2 protein-coding genes are annotated in these 1,584 nt (G+C 64.3%); one reads left to right on the forward strand and one right to left on the reverse strand.

Annotation, left to right across the window (positions count from 1 at the left end):
* The coding region (locus tag EN879_RS35195) for a helix-turn-helix domain-containing protein (RefSeq protein ID WP_127274678.1) at positions 1-892 on the reverse strand (892 nt) is incomplete at its 3' end.
* 324 nt (positions 893-1,216) lie between these two features.
* Between EN879_RS35195 and EN879_RS35205 the strand changes: the two genes are divergently transcribed.
* On the forward strand, positions 1,217-1,570 hold the full coding sequence (locus tag EN879_RS35205) for a hypothetical protein (RefSeq protein ID WP_013528880.1): 354 nt from the start codon (positions 1,217-1,219) through the stop codon (positions 1,568-1,570).
* The last annotated feature ends 14 nt before the right edge of the window (positions 1,571-1,584 follow it).

Genomic DNA, 1,584 nt, shown 5'->3' on the forward strand with positions numbered 1-1,584 from the left:
GGTCGTTGAAGCCTGCCTCGAAGGCGATCGCCGTGATGCTGCGTCCGGCATGACGAGGATTGCTGAGCATCCGATGCGCGCGCAACAGGCGCTGGCACAGCATGAAATCCGACAGCGACGTGCCTTCGCTCTCGAACAGTTTTCTGATGTAGCGGGCCGAAAGGCGGTGACGGCGGGCGATGTCTTCGGCCGACAGGTCGCCGCCATGGGCTGTTATTTCGGCCTTGATGGCACGCAGCCGCGCCACGCGCACGCCTCGGCCCCGGGCGATTTCTGCCGCGTCTCGGGTGGCACCCATGGCCAGAGCGACGAGATCGAAAATATGCGTCGTCGCCAGATGCCAGGCCTCCGGGGTCAGCACGTCGCCGGCATCCTGGATCGACCTGACATAGTCGAGCAGCAGCCGCATCGCCCCGCCGGAGGTTGGCAGCGGCTGCATCAGCGCCGGCGCCGGGTCGCCGATCAGCGGTGACAGTGCCTTGAGCGAGAAGCTCATATTGACGAAGCGAAGACCGCCTGGCTGGATGACATTGAGGCCGACCTCCTCGCCGCTCATCATCAGCGCCTGGCCGTTGCCGACCGGCTCCTCGCGGCCGCGATGCTTCATCACGCTTGCGCCATCGAGGGCGACCAGGAGGACGAGATCGTCGCTGTCGATCAGCGACGTCGAATGATGGACGCGGAATTCCGAACACGTGCCCGTGGCGATGCCGAGGCCAGGCAACGCGCGCACCTGCATATCGACATGCGTCGGGCCGAGTGGATCGAGATCGACCTTGAGCACCGTGCGGCCATAGACCTCGCGCATGACCTCGACGCGATCCCGCTCCGGAAGCGCGTCCGTCATCAGTCGGAACGAGGCGGTTGGCCCCATCGTCGCCGTCACCGGCATCCCCCATGCCTCAGGTCAATCAGAAGCGGCGTGATATGCGCCGCGCCTCCGAAAACGTCAATACAGGGCCGTTTGGGCCGTTTTTAGGGCCGCTGCGTCCAAGCTGCCCGCTTTTGCCGGACCTAGTTTGCAGCGCGTTTCCGATCAGGAAGCGCATCGCAAACAGCCACAAGGGGGTTCGATGTATCATTTGCAATTGTTCAGGACACTGTCGGGGCTCGCCTCGGCAGGCTTCAATCCACGCGTCTATCTGTTGTCCATCGCTCTCGGCGGAACCGTCGCCGACCATCGCGATCCGAAGCGGCCGTGTGGGGAGCGTCGGCCATGAGCGTCCGGCATACAGTCCTGGCGGCACCGGTCCTGTGCCTCGGCCTATCGGGCTGCGTCGGCATCAACCCGGTTTCTGCGGTCGTCGGCATGGCCGGCATGGCGGCGGCCAACTCCGCCGGCATGGCGCAATCGAGCGTCATCAGCCCGCAGGAGCAGGCGAAGTACGCCTCGATGTCCTGTGCGGATCTGCGGCAATTGATGGCAGGTTACGAAGAGGCGAAGAATCATGGGCCGTCGGTCAAGAAATACGGCGGCATGGCGCCGGCCGGCAAGACGGCGATCGTCAACAATGTCATCGGCACGCGGCTTGTCTATCTCCGGCAGCTTGTTGCGAGCAAAGGATGTTGAGGGCCTCGTCACAC

It is taken from the genome of Mesorhizobium sp. M7A.F.Ca.AU.002.02.1.1, from assembly GCF_003998535.1.
Taxonomy (GTDB): domain Bacteria; phylum Pseudomonadota; class Alphaproteobacteria; order Rhizobiales; family Rhizobiaceae; genus Mesorhizobium; species Mesorhizobium ciceri.

Bases quoted from the DNA above. Each gene is read 5' to 3' on its own strand.
- EN879_RS35205 (WP_013528880.1), top strand. From the start codon at position 1,217: ATGAGCGTCCGGCATACAGTCCTGGCGGCACCGGTCCTGTGCCTCGGC.